This is a genomic window from Pseudorhodoferax sp. LjRoot39 (assembly GCF_964253035.1).
Lineage (GTDB): Bacteria > Pseudomonadota > Gammaproteobacteria > Burkholderiales > Burkholderiaceae_C > Pseudorhodoferax.
Map to the genome: position 1 here is coordinate 4,915,783 of NZ_CAXUQL020000001.1, position 16,985 is coordinate 4,932,767.

Here is a 16,985-nt window from a genome sequence, read left to right on the forward strand (position 1 = left end):
CCGGCGCGCATCACCGTGCTGCAGTGGCCCACGGCGGCCCTGGTCAATTCCGGCTTCGAGTTCCACCGCAACGCCGGGCTGCTGGACGGTGGCCTCATCGTGCTGGCGCTGTTCGTGCTCACCACCGCGTTGGTCAACCGCAGCGGCATGTACGTGCTGTTCGCGGTCTGGCTGCTCGTGAACCTGCGCATGGGCGCACTGTCCGCCGGCTGGGACGCCCAGTGGCTGGGCCGGACCGTGCCGACCGAATGGATGCCGCGCATGCGGCTGTTCACGATGTCGCTGTACTACACGCTGACGGCCACACTGTTCCGCGAGCTGTTCCGCGAAGACCTGGCCAAGGTCGGCTATGCGCCGCTGCTGCGCGTCATCATGTGGCCGGCCCCGCCGCTGCTGGTGATGTCGGCACTGCTGCCGTACGGCACGGTGCTGCCCTACATCTGGGCCGCCACTGGCCTGGGCACCTGCATCGCGGTGTTCCTGCTGGGCCAGATCCTGGTCCGCACGCGCTCTCGCGTGGCCATGTGGTACAGCGCCTCGCTCGCCGTGACGCTGGCCGCCAGCCTGTACGAAGTGGTTTCGGCCGCGGTCGGCATGCGCGGCCTGATCGGCGCCGTCAACAGCGTCACGGCCGCGCTTTCGTCCAGCCTGCTCGCCTCGCTGGCCATTGCCGAGCAGATGCGCCAGGAGCACAACCAGCGCCTGGAAGCCCAGGCCCAGCTGGAGCACACCTTCGAGGCCATGCCGATCGGCCTGTTCACGCTGGACCTGCAGGGCCGCTTCACGAGCGCCAACCCGGCCCTGCGCACGATGCTGGCCACCGACGTGCTGGCACCGGGCCGCGAAGCATGGGACCGCTACTTCCATGAAGGCGCCTGGGTGCAACTGTTGCAGTTGCTGCAGACCCAGGACAACGTGTCGCTCGAATTGCGGGGCCGCAAGCCGCAAGGCGGTGGTCTGCACAAGCGCTTCCTGGTGAAGGCCGCGCGCGCGCGTGACAAGGTCGAGGGCTCGCTGCAGGACGTGACGGACTCCTCGCGCGCGACCGAGGAACTGCAGTTCATGGCCAACAACGACGCATTGACCAAGGTGCTCAACCGTCGCGGCATCGAGCGCGAACTCGAACGCGCGCTGGCCGGCATGGACGACAGCCATCCGCTGGCCCTGGCCTACCTGGACCTGGACCGCTTCAAGCTCATCAACGATTTGTTCGGCCACAACGCCGGCGACGAGGTGCTGCAGCAGGTCTGTGCGCGCGTGGGCAACATGCTGTCGGGCAGCATGGCGCTGGGCCGCATGGGGGCGACGAGTTCCTGATCATGATGCCCGACACGCGCATGCCGCTGGCCGCCGTGATCTGCCAGGGCATCGTCTCGGCCATCGGCGGCACACCCTACCGCGTGGGCGACAAAGCCTTCCATGTGCGCGGCTCCATCGGCCTGATCGAGGTCAGCCCCGGCACCCGCTTCAAGGACGCCGTGTCCACCGCCGACCGCGCCTGCCGCGAGGCCAAGACGCGCCACAACGAGGGCCTGGTGGTCTACGAGAAGAACGCCCAGGCCTTTCAGGACCACCATGCCGAGCTGCAGCTGGTCGAGCGCCTGTCTGGGGGCCGTGCCACCGAGGGCCTGTTTCTGCAGATGCAGCCCATCATGTCGCTGTCGGCACCGCACGCCTCGCTGAACTTCGAGGTGTTGCTGCGCATGCGGGATGCGGACGGCAAGCTTGTGCCGACCGACCGCGTCATCTCCGCCGGCGAGAACAGCGGCCGCATGGGCGTGATCGACCGCTGGGTGCTGTCGGCCGCGCTGACCTGGCTCAACACCCACCTGACCAGGCTGCGCAACACCCGCTTCGTCTGCATGAACCTGTCGGGCGCCTCGCTCAACGACGAGAAGTTCATGAACGACGTCTACACGCTGCTGGCGCAGAACATCCACGTCGCCAGCTTCCTGTGCTTCGAGATCACCGAAAGCGTGGCGCTGCACGACCTGGACAACACGCGGCGCTTCATCGACAAGGTGCGCAGCTACGGCGCCAAGGTCGCTCTGGACGACTTCGGCGCGGGCTACACCTCGTTCTCCTACCTCAAGGAGTTGCCGGCGGACCTGCTCAAGATCGACGGCAGCTTCATCGTCAACATGAACAAGCACCCGGCCAACGTGGCCATCGTGGAAGCCATCGTGAACCTGGGCCGCAACCTGGGCATGCGCACCGTGGCCGAATGGGCCGAAGACCTGGCGACCGTGCGCACCCTGGTGGAGATCGGCGTGGACTACGTGCAGGGCTACGCGATCGCGCGGCCCCAGTCGGCCGAGCGGCTGCTGGCGGCCTCCTCCTCGGCCAGCTTCATCGAGGACGCCGAACTGGCCCGCTACACGGCCTCGCTGGAGCGCACGGACGACGCCGTGCTGCAGGTCGATTTGTTCGAGCAGAACCGGACGCGCCGGCTGCACTGAACCGAGGTTTCAGCCGCGCAAGGCCTTGCGCAATTCGACGCCCAGCTCGGGCTTGTGCGCGAACGGGTCGGTCGGGTTGCGCTGCTGCAGGATGTCTTCCATGCGCACCTGCACCGAGCCGATCGCGCGTGGGTGGCTGTAGATGTAGAACTGGTTCGCCGCCACGGCGTCGAAGACCTTCTGCGCCACCTCGGCGGCCGACACCTTGCCCGAACCCACGGCCTTGCCCATCATGGCCTGGCTCACCTGCTGGCTGCGCGAGACTGCGCCGGCCGCCAGGTCGGCCGGGCGGTTGCGTTCGCTGGTGTCGATGCCGGTGGCCACGAAGTACGGGCACAGCACCGAGGCGCTGATCTGCTCGGTGACCAGCGCCAGGTCCTGGTAGAGCGTTTCGGTCAGCGCCACCACGGCATGCTTGCTGGCGTTGTAGATGCCCATGTTGGGCGGCGTCAGCAGGCCGGCCATGCTGGCGGTGTTGACGATGTGGCCGCGCCAGGCCGGATCTTCCTGGGCGGCCGCCAGCATCATGGGCGTGAACACGCGCACGCCATGGGCCACGCCCATCACGTTGACGCCGAACACCCATTCCCAGTCGCGCGCACTGTTCTCCCAGATCAGGCCGCCCGACCCCACGCCCGCGTTGTTGAACACCAGGTGCGGCGCGCCGAAGCGCGCCAGCGTGGCCGCGCCCAGGGCCTCGACCTGCTCGGCCTTGGACACGTCGAGCCGGAACGGCAGCACCTCGGCACCCAGGGCACTGAGTTCGGCAGCGGCCTTGTCGAGCGCGTCCTGCTGCACGTCGGCCAGCACCAGGCGCATGCCCAGCCGCGCACCGATGCGCGCGCATTCCAGGCCGAAGCCCGAGCCGGCGCCGGTCAGCACGGCAGTCTTGTTCTTGAAGTCCTTGATCACGCTCGTCTCTTTCTCGTCAGACAGCTTTCAGCACATAGCCGACACGCGGGAAATGCACATGCACCGTGCCCGCACGCGCATCTGTGCGCCGCAAGGTGTAGTGCATGCGCGTGGCCGCGACCAGTTCGCCCTCGGTGGTCTCCAGGCCGAAGGTCTCGGCCGCCACCGTCACGCGGCTGCCCAGGGCGATGCCGTGTTCGTCCTGGAAGGTCTGGCCCGCCACGGGCAAGGGTTCGGCCGCGGCCGCAATGGCCACCGCATCGCCACTGGCCAGCTTGTCGTGCTGGCCATGGCCGATGGCGGCCATGCGGTCCATCCAGGCCAGCACCGACGGGAATGCATCGAGGATGCCGGCCATCGACGGCGTGCGCGTGCGCACGTACCACAGCGGGTGGTAGGCCGCGAAATCGGCCAGGCCCGGCGTGGCATCGACCAGGCAGGCCTGCGATTCCAGCGACTCGGACAGCCGGCGCAGGTAGGACTTGAGCGCCGCCGCGGCATCAAACGGGCGCAGCCGTGTCATGCCGACCTGCATCGCGCGGCGGTCTTCGCCAAAGGCCTTGGCGGCCTCCGGCGGCATGTTGCCGAACATGTCGGCCAGACCCTTGGGCTGCATCGCATAGGCCATGGCGGCCCAGAACAAGCTGGTGTCGGCCCACTGCGCGAGGATGCGCGCCATGCCCTTGTGCTGCGGCGGGTACAGGCTGGGCTGCGGCTGCCGGTGTTCCAGCACATCGCAGATCAATGCGGTGTCGCAGTAGATGTCGGCACCGATCTGCAGCAGCGGCGTCTTGCGGTAGCCACCGCTCAGCGCCACCACGTCGGGCTTGGGCATGATGGGCGGGATGTGCACCGACTTCCAGGCCAGCTGCTTGTAGCCCAGCACGAGGCGAATCTTCTCGGAAAACGGCGAGGTGGCGAAGTGGTGCAGGATCAGGTCGGACATGGGGCGTTCTCCTTTGTTCAGTGGGGCATGGCGCGCGCGATGATGGCATCGAAGTCGCAGGCCGACGGCAGGCTGCCGTAGCTGCGGCCCCAGTCGCCCTGGATGCGCGAGGCGCAGAACGCGTCGGCCACCGCCGGGGCCGAATGCCGCACCAGCAGGGCCGCCTGCACCGCCAGCGCGATGTCCTCGGCCAGGCGCCGCGCCTCGGTCTCGCCTTCGATCTGTGCGATGCGTTGCGGCAGCACGGCGGCCATGCGGTCCAGCGCAGCGTTGCCGCGCGCAGGCGCCAGTTCCGCGGCCAGGGCCTCGGCCACGTCGCCCTTGCGCAGCACGCGCAGCAGGTCCAGCGCCATGATGTTGCCGGCGCCCTCCCAGATCGAATTGAGCGGCATCTCGCGGTAGATGCGGGCCATCACGCCCTCGCCACCCTCTTCCACATAGCCGTTGCCGCCCAGGCATTCCATGGCCTCCTGGCCGAAGCCGCTGCCGCGCTTGCAGATCCAGAACTTGGCCACGGGCGTGAGCAGGCGTGCCATCAACTGCTCATGGGGATCGTCGGCACGGTCGAAGGCATGGGCCAGGCGCAGCGCGAGTGCGGTGGCGGCCTCGGACTCCAGCGCCAGGTCGGCCAGCACGTTGCGCATCAGCGGCTGCGATGCCAGCGTCCTGCCGAAGGCTTTGCGCTCGGCCGTGTGGTGCAGAGCCAGCGCGAGCGCCTGGCGCATGAGCCCGGAGGTGCCCAGCGCGCAGTCCAGCCGCGTCATGGTGCCCATCTCGAGGATCTGCGGCACGCCACGGCCCTCCTCGCCGACCAGCCAGGCCTGGGCGCCATGGAACTCGACCTCGGAACTCGCGTTGGCCTTGTTGCCGAGCTTGTCCTTCAGGCGCTGGATGCGGATGGCGTTGCGGGTCCCGTCCGGCAGCACGCGCGGCAGGAAGAAGCACGACAGCCCGCTGGGCGCCTGCGCGAGCACCAGGAAGGCATCGCACATGGGCGCGGAGAAGAACCACTTGTGGCCCGTGATCGCATAGCGCTCGCCCCAGCCGTCGCGGCCCGCGTGCTCCGCGCGCGTGGTGTTGGCGCGCACGTCCGAGCCGCCCTGCTTCTCGGTCATGCCCATGCCCATGGTCACGCCGGGCTTGTCGGCGACGAAGCGCAGCTGCGGGTCGTACCAGCGGCTCTGCAGCTTGGGCGACCAGTCGGCGTGGATGTTTTCATTGCCGCGCAGCGCAGGCGCCACCGCATAGGTCATCGAGATCGGGCACAGCATGGAGGGCTCGAGCTCGGTGAACAGCATGAAGCCGGCCGCGCGCTGCAGATGGGCATGCGCACCGCCGGCCCAGGGCGTGCCGTGCAGGCCTGCGCCCACGGCGGCCGCCATCAGCGCGTGGTAGCTCGGATGGAACTCCACCTCGTCCACGCGGCGGCCGAAGCGGTCGTGCGTGTGCAGCTGCGGCCCGTGCACATTGGCCAGCCGCGCATGCGCCTGCATCGCGGCGGTGCCGAGTTCGCGGCCCAGCGACTGCAGCGGCGCGAGCTGCAGATCGGGCGCGTGGAAGGCCAGCGCATCGCGCAGGCCGCGGTTGGTGGCGAACAGGTCGACATCGACCAGCGCCGAACTCTGGTTGAAGACTTCGTGCGTCTGGTCCATGGCGACCTCCTGGAAAAAACTTAGGCGAGTTGTACCAGCTGCTTGCCGAAGTTGCGGCCCTTGAGCAGGCCCAGGAAGGCCTCGGGCGCCGCCGCCAGGCCCTGGGCGATGGACTCGCGCGGGCGCAGCTTGCCGCTGGCCACCAGGCCGCCGAGTTCGGCCAAGGCCTCGGGCCAGACCTCCATGTGCTCGCTGACGATGAAGCCTTCGAGCTTGATGCGGTTGATCAGCAGCAGCGAGGGATTGGCCATGGGCAACGGCGCGCCGTCGTAGCCGGCGATCATGCCGCACAGCGCGATGCGCGCGAACGCGTTGGTGCGCAGCATCACGGCGTCCATGACCAAGCCGCCCACATTCTCGAAGTAGCCATCGATGCCGTCCGGGCAGGCGGCTTTGAGCGCGGCCGACAGGCTCTTCACGTCGCCGTGCACCTTGTAGTCGACGCAGTCGTCGAAGCCGAGTTCGTCCTTCACGTAGGCGCACTTGTCGGGGCCGCCCGCGATGCCGACCACGCGGCAGCCGCGCGCCTTGCCCAGTGCGCCGAAGGCACTGCCCACGGCGCCGCTGGCCGCGCTCACGACCAGCGTGTCACCGGCCTTGGGCGCGATGATCTTGACCAGGCCGTACCAGGCCGTGACGCCGGGCATGCCGACCGCGCCCAGGTAGTGCGACAGCGGCACCTGGCTGGTGTCCACCTTGCGCAGCACGCCCGGCAGGTTGGCGTCGACCACGCTGTACTGCTGCCAGCCGCCGAAGCCGACCACCTTCTCGCCCACGGCGAAGCGCGGGTTGCGGCTCTCGACGATCTCGCCCACGGTGCCGCCCTGCATGACCTGGCCCAGGGGCTGCGGCTGTGCGTAGCTCTTGCTCTCGTTCATGCGCCCGCGCATGTAAGGGTCCAGGCTCATGAAGTGGTGGCGCACGAGCACCTGGCCGTCGGCCAGGGCCGGCGTGTCGCTCTCCACGAGCTTGAAGTTGCTGGCCTGGGCTTCGCCCTGGGGACGGTTGTCGAGAAGGATCTGCTGGTTGCGTGGCATGGTGGTCTCCGTTGAAGTGGGTTCAGTCGCTGGGCGGCTCGGCCATGGCCGGCGCGCGCGGGATGTACTTGAAGGTGCCGGTGGCATGCGCGCAAAGCCGGCCCTCCTGGTCTTCGATGCGGGCCTCGGTGAAGGCCATGCGGCCGGTGGCCTGCAGCACGCTGCCCAGGGCGACCAGCGGGCCGCGCGCGCTCTGCATGAAGCTGGTCTTCATCTCGATGGTCAGCACGCCCATTTCGGGCCGCAGGCTGCGCGCCGCCGCCGCCATGGTCACGTCCAGCAGCGTCATGCAGGCGCCGCCGTGCGTGACGTGGAAGTTGTTCAGGTGCTCGGGCCTGGCCTCGTAGCGCATCTCGGACTGCCCGTCCTCGAAGCGCGTGAGCGTGATGCCCAGGTGGTCGATGAAGGGCACGGCGAAGAGTTGCTGGATCGGCGTGCTCATGCGGCACCCAGGACGACACTGACGCCGCCGTCCACGGCCAGCCACTGCCCCGTGATGTGCTTGCCCGCGTCGCTCGCGTACAGCAGCGTGATGCCCTTGAGGTCCTCGTCGTCGCCCAGGCGCTGCAGCGGGGCGCCGGCCTTCATCTTGTCCTCGCCCAGGCTGTCGATGAGGCCGTTGGACAGCTTGGTGCGAAAGAACCCCGGGCAGATCGCGTTGACCGTGATGCCGTAGCGGCCCCACTCGGCCGCCAGCGTGCGCGTGAAGCCGATCACGGCGGTCTTGGAGGTGTTGTAGGCCAGGGTCTTCATGCCGACCGGGTTGCCGTTCAGCGCCGCGATCGAGGCGATGTTGATGATGCGGCCGCCACCTTGCTTGATCATGCAGCCGTTGGCGATCTGCTGGGCCAGGATGAAGTAGCCGCGCACGTTGAGGTTCATGACCTTGTCCCAGGCCGCCACCGGGTGCTCCTCGGCCGGCACGCCCCAGCTCGCGCCGGCGTTGTTGACCAGGATGTCGACGCGGCCGAAGCGCGCCAGCGTCTGGTCCGCCAGGCCGCGCGTCTCGTCTTCCTTGGCGCAGTCGGCGGCGATCCAGTCGGCTTCAATGCCGGCGGTCTTGAGTTCGGCCACGGCCTGCTCCAGGTCCTCGGCCTTGCGAGAACTCAGCATCACACGCGCGCCGGCCTCTCCGAGGGCGTGCGCCATCTGCAGGCCCAGGCCGCGTGAGCCACCGGTCACGAGGGCGGTCCTGCCCTTCAGGTCGAAAAGCTGCTGGATGTTGCGGCTCATGTTGCTCCTTGTTTCTTCTTGAGAATCGGTAGGGGGTTCAGGGAGACGGCTTGAGCCGCGCCCGCACGAAGATCAGCACCACGCCGACCGCCGCGACGACGGCGCCGCCGACGACCAGGCTGTGGCCCAGCACCGTCTCCTCGCCGCGTCCGACCGCCAGGCCGAACACCAGCGTCAGCAGGCCGCCATAGATGAGGATCCAGACCAGGTTCTGGAGCCGCTTGAGGTTTCGGGGTGTTGCCATGCGTGCACTGTACCCAAGCCTTTCGGCCCGGCTGTCACGTGCGCAGCCTCAGAAGGCTTCCTCGGGCAGGTCCAGGCAGGTGCTGTCGCAGCGCGCCACCACGGCCAGCCAGGCGCCGATCTTGGGCAGCTCGTAGCGGTAGAAGAAGCGCATGGCGGCCAGGCGGCCCTGCGCCGCTGCGCCACCGGCCTCCGGCACGCTGCAGGCCACGTCCAGCCAGATCCAGGCCAGCACCGTGTGGCCGAAGGCCTGCAGGTAGGGCACGGCATTGGCCAGCGCGCGCTCGGGCTCGCCACCGGCCCAGGCCGCCTGCGTGGCCTGCAGCACCTGGGCCCAGGCGTCCTTCAGGGCTTGTGCCTCGCCGGCCAGGGCCGGCTGCGCGCCGGCACGCGCGATGGTCTGCTCCAGCCGCGCACCCAGCAGCTGCAGGCCGCGGCCCTGCTCCATCCGCACCTTGCGGCCCAGCAGGTCCATGGCCTGGATGCCGTGCGTGCCCTCGTGGATCATGTTGAGCCGGTTGTCGCGCCAGTACTGCTCGACCGGGAAATCGCGCGTGTAGCCGTAGCCGCCATGCACCTGGATCGCGAGCGAGTTGGCCTCCAGGCACCATTCGCTGGGCCAGCTCTTGGCGATCGGTGTCAGCACCTCCAGCAGCAGGCCGGCCTCGGCGACGGCCTGCGCATCGCCGGTGCGCTGCACGTCGACCAGGCGCGCGCAGTACAGCTCCAGCGCGAGCGCGCCCTCCCCGTACGATTTCTGCGCGAGCAGCATGCGCTTGACGTCCGCGTGTTCGATGATGCGCACCTGCGGCGCGCTGGCATCCTTGCCGGCCTTGCCCTGGGGACGGCCCTGCGGGCGGTTCTTCGCGTAGTCCAGCGCAGCGTAGTAGCCGGCCAGGCCCAGCATGGTGGCCGAGGTGCCGACCGCGATGCGCGCCTCGTTCATCATGTGGAACATGCAGCGCAGGCCTTCGTGCGGCTGGCCCACAAGGTAGCCGATGGCGCCTGCGCTGCCGCGCACGGGGTACTTGCCCTCGCCGAAGTTCAGCAGCGTGTTGGTCGTGCCGCGCCAGCCCAGCTTGTGGTTCAGGCCGGCCAGCGCCACGTCGTTGCGCTCGCCCGTCAGCTGGCCTGCGGTGTCGACCAGCTTCTTGGGCACGATGAACAGCGAGATGCCGCGCGTGCCCGCGATCGGCTTGCCGTCCGGCCCGGGGATCTTGGCCAGCACCAGGTGCACGATGTTCTCGTTGAGCTCGTGCTCCCCAGAGGAGATCCACATCTTGTTGCCCGTGAGCCGGTAGCGCGGGCCCAGCGGATCGGCCTCGAAGCCCTCGCCATCGGGCACGGCGCGCGTGGCCACGTCCGACAGCGAGGAGCCGGCCTGCGGCTCGGACAGGCACATGGTGCCCGAGAAGCGGCCGTTGAATTCGTTGCGCGCGAACACCGCCTTCTGCAGATCCGTGCCGTGCACCAGCAGCAAATTGGCATTGCCCTTGGTCAGCAGCGCCGAGTTGATGCTGACCGAGGCCAGCGCGAAGAAGGCGTTGGCCGCGGCCTCGACCGTGTACGGCAGCTGCATGCCGCCCTCGTCGTAGTCCTGCGCGGCGCTGAGCATGCCGGACTCGGCATAGGCGCGGCTCGCGGCCTGCGTGGCGGCCGGCAGGATCACCTTCTCGCCGTCGAAGCGCGGCTCCTCGGTGTCCACGAGGCGGTTGAAGGGTGCGTACTTCTCGCGCGCGATGCGCTCGCAGGTGTCGAGCACGGCGTCGAAGGTCTCGCGCGAATGCTCGGCATAGCGCGTGGCGCTGGCCAGGTTCTCGGCCTGCAGCCAGTCGTACAGCAGGAAGTCCAGCAGGGGGCGCAGGCTCATGGGGTGGCTTTCTCGGGCAAGGCGGCAATCGTGCCCTGCGCCAGCGCGCAGAGCTTCTCGGCACCGTCCTGCAGCGCGAACACCTCGCAGCTGCAGACGGCCTGGGAGCGGCCCACGTGCACGGCGCGCGCACGCGCGATCAGGCGCTCGCCCACGCCGGGCCGCAGGTAGTTGATCTTGAACTCGGCCGTCACGACCGGCACGCGCATGGCCGTGCCGCCCGCGAAGGTCAGCGCGTTGTCGGCCAGGTAGCTCAGCACGCCGCCATGGGCGAATCCGTGTTGCTGCTGCAGCTGCACGGTGAGCGGCAGCTGCAGTTCGACCAGGCCGGGCTGCAGCGCCGTCAGCTCCGCACCCAGCAACTGGCTGAAGGGCTGGGATGCCAGCGCCTGGCGGCCGAAGGCGAGGAACTCTTCGGCCGATGGCACTGGCTGGACCATCAGAGCACCTCGAACACGCCGGCCGCGCCCATGCCGCCGCCGATGCACATGGTCACGCAGACCTTCTTGGCGCCGCGGCGCTTGCCCTCGATCAGCGCATGGCCCGTGAGGCGCTGGCCCGACACACCGTAGGGGTGGCCGACCGCGATCGCGCCGCCGTTCACGTTGAGCCGCTCGGGCGGGATGCCGAGCTTGTCGCGGCAGTAGATGACCTGCACGGCGAAGGCCTCGTTGAGTTCCCACAGGTCGATGTCGTTGACCGTGAGGCCCAGGCGCCCCAGCACCTTGGGGATCGCGAACACCGGGCCGATGCCCATCTCGTCGGGCTCGCAGCCGGCCACGGCGAAGCCCAGGAAGCGGCCCAGCGGCTGCAGGCCCTTCTTCTGGGCCAGCGATTCGTGCATGAGCACGCAGGCGCCTGCGCCATCGGAGAACTGGCTCGCATTGCCGGCCGAGATCAGCCCGCCCGGCAGCGCCGAGCGCAGGCCATGGATCGCGTCGAAGGTGGTGCCGGGGCGGATGCCCTCGTCGTTCTCCACCGTCACCTTCCTGGTGGTCAGGCCCAGTGTCTTGTCGGCCACGCCCATGGTCACGGTGATGGGCGCGATCTCCTGCTTGAACAGGCCGGCCTCCAGCGCGGCCGCGGCCTTCTGCTGGCTGGCGGCGCCGTACTCGTCCATGGCGGCGCGGCCGATGTTGTAGCGCTTGGCCACCTGCTCGGCGGTCTGCAGCATGTTCCAGTAGATCTCGGGCTTCATGGCCTTGAGCTCGGGGTCCACGGCCATGTGCTGGTTGACCTCCTGCTGTACGCAGGAGATGCTTTCCAGGCCGCCGGCCACGAGCACATCGTTCTCGCCCGCGACGATGCGCTGCGCGGCCAGCGCGATGGACTGCAGGCCCGAGGAGCAGAAGCGGTTGATCGTGAGGCCGGCGGTGGTGACCGGCAGGCCGGCGCGGATGGCGATCAGGCGCGCGACGTTGCCGCCCGTCGTGCCCTCGGGCAGCGACATGCCCATGATCACGTCCTCGACCTCGGCGCCCTCGATGCCGGCGCGCTGCACGGCATGCTGCACGGCGTGCGCGCCCAGCGTGGGTCCGTAGGTCATGTTGAAGGCGCCCTTCCAGCTCTTGGTCAGCGGCGTGCGGGCGGTGGAAACGATGACGGCGTTGGTCATGGCAATTCCTTGTTCTTTGGAATGATCAGTTGAAGGTCTTGCCTTCGGCGGCCAGGCGCGCGAGCAGCGGCGCGGGCTGCCAGAACGCGGCATCGTCGAGCGGGTTGGTCGCGAAGCGCTGCATGGCCTGGACCACGTTGAACAGGCCGACCTGGTCCGCGTAGAGCATGGGGCCGCCGCGGTGCACGGGGAAGCCATAGCCGAAGATGTAGACCACGTCGATGTCGCTGGCCTTGTTGGCGATGCCTTCCTCCAGGATGTGGGCCGCCTCGTTGACCAGCGCGAACACCAGGCGCTGCACGATCTCCTCGTCCGAGATCTTGCGCGGCGTGATCCCCAGCGCCTTGCGGTGCTCCTCGATCATCTTGACGACCTCGGCGTTCGGGATCGGGTCGCGCTTGCCGGGCTGGTAGTCGTACCAGCCCGCGCCGGTCTTCTGGCCGAAGCGGCCGCGCTCGCAGAGCAGGTCGGCCGTCTTGCTGTACTTCATGCCGGGCTTCTCGACATAGCGGCGCTTGCGGATGGCCCAGCCGATGTCGTTGCCGGCCAGGTCGCCCATGCGGAACGGGCCCATGGCGAAGCCGAACTTCTCGACGGCCTTGTCGACCTGCTCGGGCGTGCAGCCCTCGTCGAGCAGGAAGCCGGCCTGGCGGCTGTACTGCTCGATCATGCGGTTGCCGATGAAACCGTCGCAGACGCCCGAAACCACGGCCGTCTTCTTGATCTTCTTGGACACGCTCATCACGGTGGCCATCACGTCCTTGCCGGTCCTGGCACCGCGCACGACTTCGAGCAGCTTCATGACGTTGGCCGGGCTGAAGAAGTGCAGACCCACCACATCCTGCGGACGCTGGGTGAAATCCGCGATCTTGTTGACGTCCAGCGTCGACGTGTTGCTGGCCAGGATGGCGCCCGGCTTCATGACGGCATCGAGCTTCTTGAACACCTGCTCCTTGACGCCCAGCTCCTCGAACACGGCCTCGATCACGAGGTCGGCCTGCGCCAGGTCGGCGTAGTCCAGCGTGGTCTGCAGCAGTGCCATGCGCTGCTCGTACTTGTCCTGCTTGAGCTTGCCCTTCTTGACCTGGGCCTCGTAGTTCTTGCGGATGGTGGCGACGCCGCGGTCCAGCGCCTCCTGCTTCATCTCCAGCATGGTGACCGGCACGCCCGCGTTCAGGAAGTTCATGCTGATGCCACCGCCCATGGTGCCGGCACCGATCACGGCCACCTTCTCGATCTTGCGCTGCGGCTGGTCTTCGGGCACGTCGGGGATCTTGGAGGCGGCGCGCTCGGACACGAACAAATGGCGCAGCGCACGCGACTCGGGCGTCCACATCAGGTGGATGAAGGCCTCGCGCTCGGCCGCCATGCCGGCGTCGAACTTCTGCTTGGTGGCCGCTTCCACGGTGTCCACGCACTTGGCCGGCGCCGGGAAGTTCTTGGCCATGCCCTTCACCATGTTGCGCGCGAACTGGAAGTAGGCATCGCCCTTGGGATGCTTGCACGGCAGGTTGCGCACGAGGGGCAGCGGACGTGCGTCGGCCACCGAGCGGGCGTAGGCCAGGGCTTCCTCTGCCAGCGACTCGGGCGAGGCCGCCATCTTGTCGAACAGCTTCTGGCCCGGCACGGCGGCGATGAACTCGCTCTTGACCGGCTCGCCGCTCACGATCATGTTGAGGGCCGCTTCCACACCCAGCACGCGCGGCAGGCGCTGCGTGCCGCCGGCGCCGGGCACCAGGCCCAGCTTGACCTCGGGCAGCGCGACGGCGCAGCCCGGCGCGGCGATGCGGTAGTGGCAGCCCAGGGCCAGCTCGAGCCCGCCGCCCATGCAGACCGAGTGGATGGCCGCGACCACGGGCTTGGCCGAGTTCTCCACGGCCAGGATCACGCTGAGCAGGTTGGGCTCCTGCAAGGCCTTGGGCGAGCCGAACTCCTTGATGTCGGCGCCGCCCGAGAAGGCCTTGCCGGCGCCGGTCAGCACGATGGCGCGCACGGCCCCGTCGGCGTTGGCTTGGGCCAGGCCATCGGCGATGCCCTGGCGGGTTGCAAGCCCCAGGCCATTGACCGGTGGGTTGTTCAGGCTGATGACGGCAATGTCACCGTGGACTGCGTAGGCAGCGGTCATGCTGGGACTCCTCGTTGAACATGAAAAGAACGACCGTTCGCTTTTCATTCTAGGACTGATGCGCACACGGTTCGGTGGGTCTTGTCCCGGTCGGGACAGCGCTTGCAGCTTCCTGTTACACCTCCAGCCACTCCTTGCGGACATAGGCGTCCGCGCGCAGGGCCTCGGGTGTGCCCTGGAACACGATGCTGCCGTGGCCCATGACCAGCGCGCGGTCGGAGATGCTCATGGCGATGGTGAGCTTCTGCTCGATCAGCAGCACCGAAATGCCGCGCGCCTTGAGCGCCTTGAGGTACTCGCCGACGAGCTCGACGATCTTGGGCGCGAGGCCCTCGGTCGGCTCGTCGATGATGATGAGGTCGGGGTCGCCCATCAGGGCGCGGCACAGCGTGAGCATCTGCTGCTCGCCGCCCGAGAGCACGCCGGCCTCGGTGTGCTGGCGCTCCTTGAGCCGCGGGAACATGCCGTACATGTCGTCGAAGCCCCAGCGGCTGCCCTGCCCCTTGCCCTTCTGGCCCAGCATGAGGTTCTGGTGCACGGTCAGCGTGGGGAAGATGTCGCGGTTCTCGGGCACGTAGCCGATGCCCAGATGCGCGATCTCGTAGGCCTTGCGGCCCAGGATGTCCTGGCCCTTCCAGACGATCTGGCCTTCGCAGTCCACCAGGCCCATGATGGCCTTGGCTGTGGTCGAGCGGCCCGAGCCGTTGCGCCCGAGCAGCGCGACGATCTCGCCCTGGCCGATCTCCAGGTTCACGCCATGCAGCACATGGCTCTTGCCGTAGTAGGCGTGCAGGTTGTCGATCTTCAGCATGTCAATGTCCACCTGCCTGCTGTTCCGCGAGCACCGAGCCCAGGTAGGCCTCCTGCACGCGCGGGTTGGCGCGCACCGCGTCGGGCGTGTCGAAGGCCAGCACCTCGCCATAGACCAGCACGGCGATCTTGTCGGCCAGGCCGAACACCACGCCCATGTCGTGCTCCACGGTCAGCAGCGTCTTGCCCACGGTCACGTCGCGGATCAGTTGGATGAAGCGCGTGGTCTCGCTCTTGCTCATGCCGGCCGTGGGCTCGTCGAGCAGCACCACGCTGGAGCCGCCCGCGATGGTCAGGCCGATCTCGAGCGCGCGCTGCTCGGCATAGGTCAGGTTCATGGCCAGCACGTCGCGTCGCTTGTCCAGCTTGAGCATGTGCATGAGCTGCTCGGCGCGGTCGTTGGCGTCCTTGAGATCGGCCAGGAACTTCCAGAACGCATAGCGGTAGCCCAGCGACCAGAGCACGCCGCAGCGCAGGTTCTCGAACACCGACAGCCGCGTGAACAGGTTGGACACCTGGAAGCTGCGCGACAGCCCGCGCCGGTTGATCTCGTACGGCGCCAGGCCGTCGATGCGCTGGCCGTCGAGCCGGATCTCGCCACTGGTGGGGCCGAAACGCCCGCTGATGAGGTTGAACAGCGTGGACTTGCCGGCGCCATTGGGGCCGATGATGGCCACGCGCTCGCCGGCCGCGACCTTGAGTTCGGCGCCGCGGATGATCTCGGTCTTGCCGAAGCTCTTGCGCAGGTTGACCAGTTCGAGCGCGTAGCCCAGGGTGGATGATGATTCGCTCACGCGGCCTCCCGCCGTTTGATTTCCTTTTCGATCGCGACCTGCGCCTCGCCCCAGTCGTGCATGAAGCTGCGCCGTGCCACCTCGAACAGGCCGATGCCGGTCAGCAGCACGAAGATGCAGCCGAACCAGCTGTCCACGCTCGCCACATCGAGCGTCGCGCCCAGGAAACGCAGTTCCGAGCCCATGGCCGCACCGAGCTGCAGGTGGTAGACCATCTCGACCATCGCCGCGGCCCCCGCCAGCAGCACCAGTGCCGTGCCGCCCAACGCGAGGTAGGAGGTCCACAGCCGGCGCAGCTGGCCGAACGCAGCCACGCGCAGGTTCATCATGATGAGGCTGGCGATGCCGCCGGGCGCATACATGACCATGAACAGGAATACCAGGCCCAGGTACAGCAGCCAGGCCTTGGTGAACTCGGACAGCAGCACGAAGGCCAGCACCATCAGGATGCCGCCGATGATGGGGCCGAAGAAGAAAGTCGCCCCGCCCAGGAAGGTGAACAGCAGGTAGCCGCCCGAACGCCCTGCTCCCACCACCTCGGCCGTCACGATCTCGAAGTTCAGCGCGCCCAGGCCACCCGCGATGCCGGCGAAGAAGCCCGCGATGATGAAGGCGATGTAGCGCACGCGGCGTGTGCTGTAGCCGATGAACTCCACGCGCTCTGCGTTGTCGCGCACGGCGTTCAGCATGCGGCCCAGCGGCGTGCGCGTGAACGCGAACATGGCGGCCACGCAGACGAAGGTGTAGGCGGCGATCAGGTAGTACACCTGGATCTGCGGCCCGTAGCTGATGCCGAAGAAGGGCTTGCCGGCCACCCGGTTGCCGCTGACGCCGGCCTCGCCGCCGAAGAAGCCTGAGAACATCAGCGACATCGCGAACACGAGTTCGGCCATGCCCAGCGTGATCATCGCGAAGGGCGTGCCGGCCTTCTTGGTGGTCACGTAGCCGAACAGCACGGCGAAGAACATGCCGGCGATGCCGCCCACGATGGGCAGCAGGCTGACCGGGATCGGCAGCTGGCCGCCGCTGACCATGTTCAGCGCATGGATCGCCACATAGGAGCCCAGGCCCGTGTAGACCGCGTGGCCGAAGCTCAGCATGCCGCCCTGGCCCAGCAGCATGTTGTAGGACAGGCAGGCGATGATGGCGATGCCCATCTGCGACAGCATGGTCGCCGACAGGTTGCTCGTGAACAGCAGCGGTGCCACCGCCATCACGAGCGCGAACAGGCCCCAGACAACGACACGGCCGACGTTCCAGGGTTTGAAGCTGTAGTGTGATTTCGACAT

General features: G+C 68.1%; 14 protein-coding genes and 1 pseudogene. 1 reads left to right on the forward strand and 14 read right to left on the reverse strand.

What is annotated here, in order from left to right:
- Positions 1 to 23: 23 nt before the first annotated feature.
- Positions 24 to 2,456, forward strand: a pseudogene (locus ACSQ4M_RS22950) (diguanylate cyclase domain-containing protein); the annotation flags it as partial.
- 12 nt (positions 2,457 to 2,468) lie between these two features.
- Here ACSQ4M_RS22950 and ACSQ4M_RS22955 read toward each other — a convergent pair.
- The 14 genes from ACSQ4M_RS22955 to ACSQ4M_RS23020 form a co-directional block, all read right to left on the reverse strand.
- A complete protein-coding gene (locus ACSQ4M_RS22955) occupies positions 2,469 to 3,371 on the reverse strand; it encodes an SDR family oxidoreductase (protein ID WP_436191719.1) in 903 nt (300 codons plus the stop codon).
- Positions 3,372 to 3,387: 16 nt separating this feature from the next.
- Positions 3,388 to 4,317 carry a glutathione S-transferase family protein gene (locus ACSQ4M_RS22960; RefSeq protein ID WP_436191720.1) on the reverse strand — a complete coding sequence of 310 codons (930 nt, stop codon included), beginning with the start codon at positions 4,315 to 4,317 and terminating at the stop codon, positions 3,388 to 3,390.
- A 17-nt stretch (positions 4,318 to 4,334) separates the two neighbouring features.
- Positions 4,335 to 5,969 carry an isovaleryl-CoA dehydrogenase gene (locus ACSQ4M_RS22965; protein ID WP_436191721.1) on the reverse strand — a complete coding sequence of 545 codons (1,635 nt, stop codon included), beginning with the start codon at positions 5,967 to 5,969 and terminating at the stop codon, positions 4,335 to 4,337.
- Positions 5,970 to 5,989: 20 nt separating this feature from the next.
- Entirely contained in the window at positions 5,990 to 7,006 is a 1,017-nt protein-coding gene (locus tag ACSQ4M_RS22970) for an NADP-dependent oxidoreductase (RefSeq protein WP_436191722.1), read from the reverse strand.
- Positions 7,007 to 7,028: 22 nt separating this feature from the next.
- The gene (locus ACSQ4M_RS22975; RefSeq protein WP_436191723.1) at positions 7,029 to 7,448 is read right to left on the reverse strand and encodes a PaaI family thioesterase; all 420 of its coding nucleotides are present in this window, start codon (positions 7,446 to 7,448) and stop codon (positions 7,029 to 7,031) included.
- Positions 7,445 to 8,239: an SDR family oxidoreductase gene (locus ACSQ4M_RS22980; RefSeq protein ID WP_436191724.1), complete on the reverse strand. Its 795-nt coding sequence runs from the start codon at positions 8,237 to 8,239 to the stop codon at positions 7,445 to 7,447. Before ACSQ4M_RS22980 ends, ACSQ4M_RS22975 begins: the two co-directional genes overlap by 4 nt.
- A gap of 37 nt (positions 8,240 to 8,276) precedes the next feature.
- A complete protein-coding gene (locus ACSQ4M_RS22985; RefSeq protein ID WP_436191725.1) occupies positions 8,277 to 8,483 on the reverse strand; it encodes a hypothetical protein in 207 nt (68 codons plus the stop codon).
- A gap of 48 nt (positions 8,484 to 8,531) precedes the next feature.
- On the reverse strand, positions 8,532 to 10,352 hold the full coding sequence (locus ACSQ4M_RS22990; RefSeq protein ID WP_436191726.1) for an acyl-CoA dehydrogenase: 1,821 nt from the start codon (positions 10,350 to 10,352) through the stop codon (positions 8,532 to 8,534).
- Positions 10,349 to 10,792 (reverse strand): PaaI family thioesterase, encoded by a 444-nt coding sequence (locus tag ACSQ4M_RS22995; RefSeq protein WP_436191727.1) that lies wholly within the window; start codon positions 10,790 to 10,792, stop codon positions 10,349 to 10,351. Before ACSQ4M_RS22995 ends, ACSQ4M_RS22990 begins: the two co-directional genes overlap by 4 nt.
- Positions 10,792 to 11,967 (reverse strand): acetyl-CoA C-acyltransferase, encoded by a 1,176-nt coding sequence (locus tag ACSQ4M_RS23000; RefSeq protein WP_436191728.1) that lies wholly within the window; start codon positions 11,965 to 11,967, stop codon positions 10,792 to 10,794. The genes ACSQ4M_RS22995 and ACSQ4M_RS23000 overlap by 1 nt, the downstream gene beginning before the upstream one ends.
- A 25-nt stretch (positions 11,968 to 11,992) precedes the next feature.
- The gene (locus ACSQ4M_RS23005; RefSeq protein WP_436191729.1) at positions 11,993 to 14,092 is read right to left on the reverse strand and encodes a 3-hydroxyacyl-CoA dehydrogenase NAD-binding domain-containing protein; all 2,100 of its coding nucleotides are present in this window, start codon (positions 14,090 to 14,092) and stop codon (positions 11,993 to 11,995) included.
- 115 nt (positions 14,093 to 14,207) lie between these two features.
- On the reverse strand, positions 14,208 to 14,903 hold the full coding sequence (locus ACSQ4M_RS23010; protein WP_436191730.1) for an ABC transporter ATP-binding protein: 696 nt from the start codon (positions 14,901 to 14,903) through the stop codon (positions 14,208 to 14,210).
- A 1-nt stretch (position 14,904) separates the two neighbouring features.
- A complete protein-coding gene (locus tag ACSQ4M_RS23015; RefSeq protein WP_436191731.1) occupies positions 14,905 to 15,696 on the reverse strand; it encodes an ABC transporter ATP-binding protein in 792 nt (263 codons plus the stop codon).
- Positions 15,693 to 16,985, reverse strand: a complete 1,293-nt coding sequence (locus tag ACSQ4M_RS23020) for a branched-chain amino acid ABC transporter permease (RefSeq protein ID WP_436191732.1) — start codon at positions 16,983 to 16,985, stop codon at positions 15,693 to 15,695. Before ACSQ4M_RS23020 ends, ACSQ4M_RS23015 begins: the two co-directional genes overlap by 4 nt.

Coding starts and splice junctions, on each gene's coding strand:
- ACSQ4M_RS22990 (WP_436191726.1), bottom strand. CDS start 10,352: ATGAGCCTGCGCCCCCTGCTGGACTTCCTGCTGTACGACTGGCTGCAG.
- ACSQ4M_RS22995 (WP_436191727.1), bottom strand. CDS start 10,792: ATGGTCCAGCCAGTGCCATCGGCCGAAGAGTTCCTCGCCTTCGGCCGC.
- ACSQ4M_RS23000 (WP_436191728.1), bottom strand. CDS start 11,967: ATGACCAACGCCGTCATCGTTTCCACCGCCCGCACGCCGCTGACCAAG.
- ACSQ4M_RS22975 (WP_436191723.1), bottom strand. CDS start 7,448: ATGAGCACGCCGATCCAGCAACTCTTCGCCGTGCCCTTCATCGACCAC.
- ACSQ4M_RS23020 (WP_436191732.1), bottom strand. CDS start 16,985: ATGTCGAAATCACACTACAGCTTCAAACCCTGGAACGTCGGCCGTGTC.
- ACSQ4M_RS22980 (WP_436191724.1), bottom strand. CDS start 8,239: ATGAGCCGCAACATCCAGCAGCTTTTCGACCTGAAGGGCAGGACCGCC.
- ACSQ4M_RS23005 (WP_436191729.1), bottom strand. CDS start 14,092: ATGACCGCTGCCTACGCAGTCCACGGTGACATTGCCGTCATCAGCCTG.
- ACSQ4M_RS22960 (WP_436191720.1), bottom strand. CDS start 4,317: ATGTCCGACCTGATCCTGCACCACTTCGCCACCTCGCCGTTTTCCGAG.
- ACSQ4M_RS22970 (WP_436191722.1), bottom strand. CDS start 7,006: ATGCCACGCAACCAGCAGATCCTTCTCGACAACCGTCCCCAGGGCGAA.
- ACSQ4M_RS22985 (WP_436191725.1), bottom strand. CDS start 8,483: ATGGCAACACCCCGAAACCTCAAGCGGCTCCAGAACCTGGTCTGGATC.
- ACSQ4M_RS23010 (WP_436191730.1), bottom strand. CDS start 14,903: ATGCTGAAGATCGACAACCTGCACGCCTACTACGGCAAGAGCCATGTG.
- ACSQ4M_RS22965 (WP_436191721.1), bottom strand. CDS start 5,969: ATGGACCAGACGCACGAAGTCTTCAACCAGAGTTCGGCGCTGGTCGAT.